General features: G+C 41.2%; 7 protein-coding genes and 2 tRNA genes. 6 read left to right on the forward strand and 3 right to left on the reverse strand.

Translation table 11 applies throughout. The annotated features are described in order from the left end of the window. Positions 1–84 precede the first annotated feature (84 nt). Positions 85–4,599 (forward strand): Hpt domain-containing protein, encoded by a 4,515-nt coding sequence (locus tag AVJ20_RS08705; RefSeq protein ID WP_111884923.1) that lies wholly within the window; start codon positions 85–87, stop codon positions 4,597–4,599. A 3-nt stretch (positions 4,600–4,602) separates the two neighbouring features. Continuing rightward, positions 4,603–5,070, forward strand: a complete 468-nt coding sequence (locus AVJ20_RS08710) for a hypothetical protein (protein ID WP_111884924.1) — start codon at positions 4,603–4,605, stop codon at positions 5,068–5,070. A 70-nt stretch (positions 5,071–5,140) separates the two neighbouring features. Here AVJ20_RS08710 and dapE read toward each other — a convergent pair whose 3' ends face one another. The 3 genes from dapE to AVJ20_RS08725 all read right to left on the reverse strand — a co-directional run bounded on the left by dapE (position 5,141) and on the right by AVJ20_RS08725 (position 7,564). After that, positions 5,141–6,274 carry a succinyl-diaminopimelate desuccinylase gene (gene dapE / locus AVJ20_RS08715; protein WP_111884925.1) on the reverse strand — a complete coding sequence of 378 codons (1,134 nt, stop codon included), beginning with the start codon at positions 6,272–6,274 and terminating at the stop codon, positions 5,141–5,143. 122 nt (positions 6,275–6,396) lie between these two features. Then, positions 6,397–6,546, reverse strand: a complete 150-nt coding sequence (locus tag AVJ20_RS08720; protein WP_111884926.1) for an entericidin A/B family lipoprotein — start codon at positions 6,544–6,546, stop codon at positions 6,397–6,399. Between the two features lie 154 nt (positions 6,547–6,700). Further along, positions 6,701–7,564, reverse strand: a complete 864-nt coding sequence (locus tag AVJ20_RS08725) for a DUF1853 family protein (protein WP_111884927.1) — start codon at positions 7,562–7,564, stop codon at positions 6,701–6,703. Positions 7,565–7,652: 88 nt separating this feature from the next. Between AVJ20_RS08725 and AVJ20_RS08730 the strand changes: the two genes are divergently transcribed. The 4 genes from AVJ20_RS08730 (at position 7,653) to AVJ20_RS08745 (ending at position 9,216) form a co-directional block, all read left to right on the forward strand. Continuing rightward, positions 7,653–8,087, forward strand: a complete 435-nt coding sequence (locus tag AVJ20_RS08730) for a YbaN family protein (protein ID WP_111884928.1) — start codon at positions 7,653–7,655, stop codon at positions 8,085–8,087. Beyond that, complete coding sequence (elsL, locus tag AVJ20_RS08735; protein WP_111884929.1) at positions 8,080–8,574, forward strand: cell wall-recycling L,D-carboxypeptidase ElsL; 495 nt, start codon at positions 8,080–8,082, stop codon at positions 8,572–8,574. Before AVJ20_RS08730 ends, elsL begins: the two co-directional genes overlap by 8 nt. Positions 8,575–9,034: 460 nt before the next feature. Further along, a tRNA-Val gene (locus AVJ20_RS08740) sits at positions 9,035–9,110 on the forward strand. Between the two features lie 29 nt (positions 9,111–9,139). Beyond that, a tRNA-Asp gene (locus AVJ20_RS08745) sits at positions 9,140–9,216 on the forward strand. Positions 9,217–9,260 lie beyond the last annotated feature (44 nt).

Genomic DNA, 9,260 nt, shown 5'->3' on the forward strand with positions numbered 1-9,260 from the left:
TTAACGTCACAGTTAAGTCTTAGGTGATGGTTACAATTAAGTTTGAGCAACCTTCTTGGTGGCAAAACATAAGAAGCCTTAGCTATGAAAGAAATATTAAAAAATTTAGTTGAAACAACTACGCTTCCTGAAGATAGTTATCTTGATCAAGATGCAGAAATTTTAGAGATTTTTGTTGAAGAAATAGAAGAAATCTTTGAAGAGTTGGCGGGTTTATTTACAACTTGGTGGGAAAATCCACAAGATAAAGACACTTTAACGACGATTCGTCGTCATTTCCATACCCTGAAAGGTTCAGGTCGTATGGTCGGGGCAAAATCGGCGGGTGAAACTGCATGGGCAGTTGAAGATACGCTGAACCGTGTCATTGCGGGTTCAGTACAGTTAACGCCGACCGTTCAAAAGTTTGCACAAACAGTTTTAAATGTTTATCAATATAAGCTCTATCCACGGTTTAAAAATGTTGCCGAATTGGATGTTGACTTACGTCCATTGGTTTTAATGGGGCAACAATTACAACAAAATATTAGCCTTGAGCCTGCACTCGAAGAATTATTAAAACTGGCAGATCAATTAAAATCTGAAGATGGTGTCACTGGTTTAGAACTGACTGATGTTGAAGCTACAGCACCTGTAGAGGTGCTTGAAAACACGATTGATGCGGTTGTTGAATCAGAACCTGCTCCTGAACAAGTGGATGCAGATGCATCACTGGTCGAAGAGACTGTGAGCATTTTTATTGAAGAAGCTGAAGAACATCTACAAACGATTGATCAGTTCCTCCAATCTGATGACAGTAAATCACAAGATTATAATGGCTTGATTCGCGCGCTACACACCTTGCGTGGTAGTTCGTCGATGGCGCAAATCGAAGAGATTTTTGAAGCCAGTTCAAAAGTTGAAAACTTATTCAAAACCTTATTGCAAGACGAAATCGTATCGAGCTCGAAAGAAACTGCGTTATTGATTCAATATGCTGAATTTGTTCGTGATTATTTACACGTGCTACGTTCAGGAGATAAGGCAAATCTTGCATCTATTTATGAAACCTTCAAAGCTGCTTGGGATGATTATGGTTTTGCTAGCCAAGATCAATTGGCGCCTGAAGATAATCCACAAGGTTTGGTTTCTAAACTAATCGAATTAAATATTGATCAGTTATTGGATGCTGAATTTGAGTTTGATAAACGGGCCCTTGCTGAATTCCCAGACTATATTCAACAGCTCAGTCAACAAGCTTTAGAGTTGATCGAACATACGGATAATCGTGCGTCTGTTGGAATCCATGATTTCACAACTCAACTGTGTGCAGCGTATCAGTCTATAATTGAAAAGCCTGAATTACTCCATGCTAATTATGGTTATGAGTTATTTGCGCAAGCACATCAAGAGTTCATTCACTTATTTGACACTTTAGCTGCGGGTCAGCGTGTAGTGTTAAGTGAAGAGGTTCAGCGTTTCTTAAATGAGCTGACTGCATTTGTACAACAAGACATTGAAGCAGTTGCAGCGACGACAACACCAGAAGCCCATGTAGTTGCTGAACCTGTTGCCACAGTAGAAGATAAAGCCGCTGTTGCAAATACAACAGCAGTAGACTTTGCACAATTAAGTCAGCGTATTCAACTTGATCATCAACAGATGCAAGCGGCGGATGCGAATAATGACTTTGATGAAGATCTTTTAGGGATCTTTATTGAAGAGGCAGAAGAATTATTGGTGGGGATTGATCAAGACCTCAGTACTTGGACACGTGATCAGACCAATACTTCAGCTTTGAATAATTTAATGCGTTATTTGCATACCCTAAAAGGTGGTGCAAATATGATTGCCGCATCTCATGTGGGTTTAATTTCGCATGAATTAGAGTCGATTTATGAGCGCATTATTCGTCAGCAAATTTCGATTACGCCTGCTTTAATTCAAATTATTCGTTTGGTGCAAGATGATATTTCAGATCGTATTCAAACCATTCGTGACCAAGGGATCGACTACCCAGCGAATAATGTGATCGATATTCTCAAGAATATTCAGTCAATTGTGGCAGGAGAGCGTTCAGAAGCTGTTGCATTGGCTTCGGCCCCTATTTCTGCTGAAACTGAACAAACAGCAGTAGAACCAGATGTATCGGTGTCAGAGCCGATGGATGTTGCTGAAGACACTGCAGAAGCAGTGGTTGAAGCTCAAACGACTGCTCACACTGAGTCTGCTGTTGAACATCTTGAACATGCGGTTGCTGAACATGTTGAGCATCCAGATGACGATCTACGTTCTGTCATGGAAGAAACCTTCCTTGAAGAGTCTGAGGAAATTCTTGAACAAGCCGTTCAATTATTAAATCAATGGACTGAGCAACGAAGTGACCGTAACGTATTGCTTCAATTACAACGTGCTGCCCACAGTATTAAGGGTGGAGCGCGTATGGTTGAGAATGAACCTGTTGCCGCAATTGCGTATCAACTAGAGACGACATTTGAGCATTTCGCTGTTCATCATTTCAACTCAAATGCATATGACGGCTTACTCAAAACGACGTTGGCATGGTTAAAAGAAGCGATCTTCAACCACGACTATAGTAATTTTGACAGCATCAAATTGAGCTTAGAGTCCATTCAATATGTGGATGTTACGGTTCAACTGCCAAACCGTGTTGCAGAATTAGAACAAGGTATCGTCAGCAAAGGCTTTGAATTTATTCAGGGTGATGGTGTTGAACCGCCATCGATGTTGGGTGAGTGGACTGAAGCCAATTCTTCTGATAACAGCAATGAGATGATTCGTATCTCGGCTGATCTCGTCGAGAAGATGATTGACTTATCAGGCGAAAACTCGATTAACCGTTCACGTATTGAGATGGACTTAGGTCAGCTAGGCAATACCTTGAATGAAATGGAGTTAGCAATTAAGCGACTTGCTGACCAGTTACGTCGAATGGATGGTGAGCTTGAGTCACAAATTATTGCCAAACATGGTTCTGAAAATTCACGCTATGCGGATTTCGACCCATTGGAGATGGACCAATATTCATCGATTAACCAATTGTCAAAATCTCTAGCCGAATCTGCGTCGGATTTGGTTGACTTCAAGAGTACTTTGGCAGAAAAAATCCGTGATGCGGAAGGTCTGTTATTACAGCAATCACGTATTCAGTCAGAAATTCAAGAGAGTCTGATGCGTACCCGTTTGGTGCCATTTGATCGTTTGTTACCACGTTTACAACGTATTGTGCGTCAAACTTCTTCGACCTTGAACCGTCCTGCAGAATTGATTGTTCAAAATACAGAAGGTGAATTGGACCGTACGATCTTAGAGCGTTTGGTGACACCATTTGAACATATGCTACGTAATGCGGTCGACCATGGTTTAGAAGATACTGCTGACCGTTTGGCTTTAAAAAAGCCAGAAGTGGGTAGCATCGTCTTGAACATTAGTCGTCAGGGTACTGATGTACTGGTGTCTTTCAGTGATGATGGTAAAGGGATTGATGAAACCAAAATTAAAGACAAAGCCTTAAAACTTGGTTTAATCAAAGCGGATCAGTTCCTCGATAAACAAGAAATCTTGCAATTGATCTTCCATCCAGGTTTCTCAACGGCACAAGCGGTAACGCAAATTTCGGGTCGTGGTGTTGGTCTGGATGTGGTGCAAAGTGAAATTAAAGCTTTGGGGGGTCATGTTTCCGTTGAGTCTGAGCTAGGTAAAGGGACGACCTTTACCATTCGTGTACCAACCACAGTAGCGGTCAGCGATGCCTTGATGGTGAAAGCGGGCGATCAGCAATATGCGATTTCATTAGCGCAAATTGAACGTATTGTCCGTATTGCACCTACGGCACTCGAAACTTACTTCAATAGTAAGGATGACGTGTTTAAAATTGACAACACCAATTACAAACTACGTTATCTATCAGAGTTTGTGGGTAATCAGCCAATTCCACGTTTAAATAATGTCGGTCATTCATTGCCTGTATTGCTAATAAAAGGCAACAGTGGTCAAACCATTGCTTTATTGGTCGATCAGCTGGTGGGTTCACGTTCTCAAATCGTGGTGAAACCAATTGGTCAACAATTTACCAGTGTGGCCGCGATTGCAGGTGCCACGATTCTAGGTGATGGTCATGTATGTTTGATTTTGGATGGACAAAATATTGCACGTCAGATTCAAACTACGCAGCGTGTTAAACATTCAGCTGAGCAACGTGATTTGGGCCGTCAAGCCAATGCGCGTCGTTTAGTGATGATTGTCGATGACTCGGTAACTGTACGTAAGGTGACTTCGCGCTTACTTGAACGTCAGGGTTATGACATCGTGACTGCGAAAGATGGTGTGGATGCAATTGAACAGCTTGAAAATGTCCGTCCAGACTTGATGCTACTCGATATTGAAATGCCACGTATGGATGGTTTCGAAGTGACTAACTTAGTCCGTCACCACGACATTCACCGTGACTTGCCAATCATTATGATTACATCGCGTACAGGTGAAAAACATCGTGAGCGTGCATTTAGCTTAGGTGTGACTCACTATATGGGTAAACCATTCCAAGAAGCTGAATTGCTTGCCAATATTGAAGCGTTAATTGCAGAAAAGCAGGGGTAATCTATGAGCCAAAATACTGTTTCTCAGGTTGTCAGCGATAAAATTGATCAACAGGAACTGCAACATCTTATTACGGTTTCTACCGGTTTTATAGATGCGTATATCATTGATTGTCATGGTAAAGAGCCAATGTTGTTGCCACAAAATATTGTGCTTTCAGCGCTCGATAGTGCAACCAAGGTTCCTTTTGTTGAATGGCATGAATTGAAATTGCCTGTTTTCTCAGTCAATGATCCTGCCAAAAATCAGGGTGTGGCTTTGGTGATTGAAGGTGATGATGTTGGGCAGCGTTTTGCACTGATGTGTAATGAAATGCCGAAAACCATTCGTCTGCGTATTTCTGAAGTGGTTGATGAAGAAAAAGTCGTGAAAGATGCCAATATTTTCCAATATGTACGCATGGCCGATCAGGTATTTCATATTCCAAATTTAGCCAATATTCAAAACAGCATTGGGCTTCAATCGGCTTAATATTTGCAAAAACGAGATATAAAAAAAGGAACTCAATGGAGTTCCTTTTTTTTGACTATACAGGGAATATTTAAGCCAATAGGTTTTCTAAAATCTTTTCGTAAATTTCAGAAAGTGGTTCCAATTCTGCCACATTGACGTGTTCATTGATTTGGTGAATCGTGGCATTCAAAACACCCAGTTCAAGCACCTGCGCACCTGTTGGTGCTATGAATCGACCATCAGAAGTACCACCACTGGTCGAAAGTTCAGTTTCAGTCCCAGTAACTTCTCGAATGGCATCACGTGCGGCATTCACTAACTCACCTACAGGGGTTAGGAATGGCAAACCAGATAACGTCCACGAGATGTCATATTCAACGCCATGACGATCTAAAATTTCCAAAGTACGTGCTTTGAGTTCATCTGCCGTTACTTCTGTTGAATAACGGAAGTTAAAAAGTAGATTCATCGTGCCTGGAACAACGTTGGTTGCACCTGTACCGGCATTGATATTGGAAATTTGGAACGACGTTGCAGGGAAGTATTCGTTGCCATTATCCCACACGGTATCGCAAAGCTCGGCCAGTGCTTTTGACGCAGTATGGATTGGGTTGATTGCTAGATGTGGGTAAGCAACATGCCCTTGTTTACCTTTAACCGTTAAATTGGCATTTAGCGAACCACGACGACCATTTTTAACAATATCGCCAAGTGTGTTAGTACTAGATGGTTCACCCACCAAACACCACGTCATTTTTTCATTACGCGCTTCTAACGTTTCAACAACTTTGACTGTCCCGTTGATCGAAGGGCCTTCTTCGTCAGAAGTAATGAGAAAAGCAATCGAACCTTTATGATTTGGATGCTTTGCAACAAAACGTTCTGAAGCTACAACCATAGCTGCCAACGCTGTTTTCATATCTGCGCTGCCACGACCATACAGTTTACCGTCGCGAATTTCAGGAAGAAATGGGTCAGAACCCCATGCATCCAAGTTACCGGTAGGTACAACATCAGTATGACCTGCAAAACAAAATACTGGTGCTTCAGTCCCTTTACGTGCCCAAAGATTATCTACATCATCAAAACGCATATTTTCAATGTTAAAGCCAATCTTGGCTAAACGTTCCGCCATAATGTTCTGGCAGGTATGGTCAATCGGTGTTACCGAAGGTTGGCGCAGTAATTCTAGGCTGAGATCAAGAGTTGCTGTTGAGGTCATGCTAAATACAGAAGTCAAAAATGTCGCAATATAATAGGCGAATCGACAAGCGAAGGGAAATTTAGACGTAAAAAAACCCTATTTAAAAAATAGGGCTCTTTTATAAATTCTTGGGAAAGAAATTAATTGCGGCGAATTTCTTCCGAAGTTTTCTCAGCAGTATTGGTTACAGCATCTCCAGCTTTAGATACGTCTTTACCAACACCTTTTACTGTATTACAACCTGTCAGTACGAAAGCAAACATAAGTGATGCAGCTAAAATTTTTTTCATTGAATGTAATCTCCATTATGAAAGAATAATTTTTAGAAGACTAAATTATTCTGTTGTGAGATTTAGATTAAAAAATAGCCGTATCAAACAGTAGGTGGTTTTTACGGTGGTTGAGTAAATAAATGTAAATTTCTACTAAATGGTGCATTGGGGCTTAAAGCGTTTGCGGCAAGATCAAGCGTGGCTGTCTATACATATAATAGCTTTCATCACTGTCTTTTTTATATAAACCATCTGTCCACCAATGTGCGGTTGCACTCGTCGGTTGCTGCTGCACGCAAATCCATTCATGTCGTTGTAAGCGATAATAGCCTTGCTTTGTAGGCGGAATGACATGTCCCCATTGACCTATTCTGCGTGCAGGATTGACCCAGTTTGGCAATGTGCTGGTACGCTGAATAGGTAAATATAATTGGCCCTTTAAAACGCAATAGCGCTGTTGAATCTGCTGCCCAAGTGCTTCATCAAATTGGAATTGTTTTTGGGTAAAATGATTGAGCTTTCGAGCCAAAGTATCACTACGATTTAAGCCATACCAGTAGGGTAATTTAAAATCACGCTCGGCTAGATAATATTTTAAAGCCACTTCCCAATGTTCAACTTCACCACTTTCGGTATTTTTTAAAACAAAATCGAGTTCACCTACTGTACGAGGGCCGTCAATTTTTTGAATGCTATGTCCGAGTAACTGGTAGGGATGGTATGGGCGATCGAGAAGCCAAAACCACATAAACATTTCGAAACGTAAACCAAGGCGAGTACTTTTTAATTTTTGTAAAAATTCTACTAATTCATTTGGGTGTTGTTCGAGTTGTTTTAAACGGGGAAGGTAGGCTTCAAAATATTTATGCCAAAGCTCGTTTGGATGAAAATGAAAGGGATAACGGATTTCGAGTTCATTGGGAATTTGCTGCAGAATATTTGGGCTAGCAATACAGAAAGCCAAGTGGCGAACTAAGGGCTGTTTAAATTGCAACCATGGCTCAAAATAAGACGACGTTGTCGGGGCTACAGCCATATTGAAACCTTTTGAATAATGCAGAATAACAACGGATAATTGTTAAAAACATCTTATACTACCTGAATTGAAAGTTCAGGGTAGCGGTATGAAGACGTTGTTTTGGCGAAGCTTAGTGGTTGTCTTTGTCATTTTAGGCTTTATAGGGGCTTTATTGCCGGGAATGCCCACGACAGTCTTCTTAATATTAGCGGCATGGGCGGCTTCAAAAGGTTGGCCTCAAATGGATGCTTGGTTGTTGAATCATCCTAAATATGGGCCAACCTTACGCGCTTGGCGCGAAAATGGCACAGTCCCACGCAAAGCAAAATGGTTTGCATCGATCATGATGTTTGTGAGTGGTCTGATTATGCTTTTTACATCAGCACCGATTGCCGTCAAGATTTTCACTGACTTAACCATGTTGATTGTTGGCATTTGGTTATGGACACGACCTGAGCCAAATCAGATGCGAACTTCAGAACAATCGCTGCAGACACAACCAGAAGATAAAGATAAGCAGAAAGAGCAAGAGCATGTCTGAATATACCCAAGATCAAGCAGATATCCTGATTAACTTGAAAGATCAAACTTTAACTTTGCCGAAACTGAATAAGTTTTACCTCATTTCATCGGGTAAAAATGGCATTGGTGAGCAGGAAAATAGTGGCAAGACGCCACGAGGCTGGCATCAAGTGGCTGAAAAGTTTGGTGGACAACAACCTCAAAATGCAGTTTTTAAAGCACGTCAGTGGACCGGAGAGGTTTACGACGAGCAACTTGCTGCATCACACCCTGATCGGGATTGGATTTTATCTCGAATATTATGGCTCAGTGGTTTAGAACCCGGCTTTAATGCAGGTGACGGCTGTGATACTTATCAACGTTATATTTATATTCATGGCACACCAGATCGCGAGCCTATGGGTATACCGATGTCACATGGTTGTATTCGCATGCGAAACAGCGATGTTGTAGAACTTTATCAATTGATTCCATTAAATGCGCTGGTTTACATCACTGAACATTGAACACGTCGTTAAAAGCACAAGCCATGAAAGCCGAAGTTCATGACATCAAACCATGGTTTGAAGAATTAAAGTGAGTTTGAAAGGCGTTTTTTGTCAGGACTTTTGTCAGGACTAATGCTCGCAAACTAACAGAAAATCGTGTTTGAATGTATTTTGTACACTGTGGTGTTTTAGAATGTAGTGTATGTGATGAATTAATCGTCGGTTCGCTGAATGATTAGTTATGAGTCCACGCGAAAAACTGTTTTTTATGTGAATGATGCAGAATATAAGTCATATTTTTAGTAATAAATTTACAGGTTTATAGCTAAAAAATGTTCAAAAATACTGATTTTTCCGCAATATAACTTATTTTTTAATCACTCAAACAGAAAAAGTGGAAAAGAGTTAGAAAAGCGTTTGACAGACCGTGAGGATTCTCTATAATGCACCTCATCAAACGATGAACATGTTTTGAAAAGGGCGCTTAGCTCAGTTGGTAGAGCGTCTGCCTTACAAGCAGAATGTCGGCGGTTCGATCCCGTCAGCGCCCACCAAACCTTTTCAGCGTTAAGATATTTAGAGTGCAGCGGTAGTTCAGTTGGTTAGAATACCGGCCTGTCACGCCGGGGGTCGCGGGTTCGAGTCCCGTCCGCTGCGCCACTTTAAATCTTAATTCGTTTGAACCACAATAGCGACATTGTGTA

Origin of the sequence: Acinetobacter sp. CFCC 11171, from assembly GCF_003268405.1 — a bacterium.
GTDB lineage: Bacteria > Pseudomonadota > Gammaproteobacteria > Pseudomonadales > Moraxellaceae > Acinetobacter > Acinetobacter amyesii.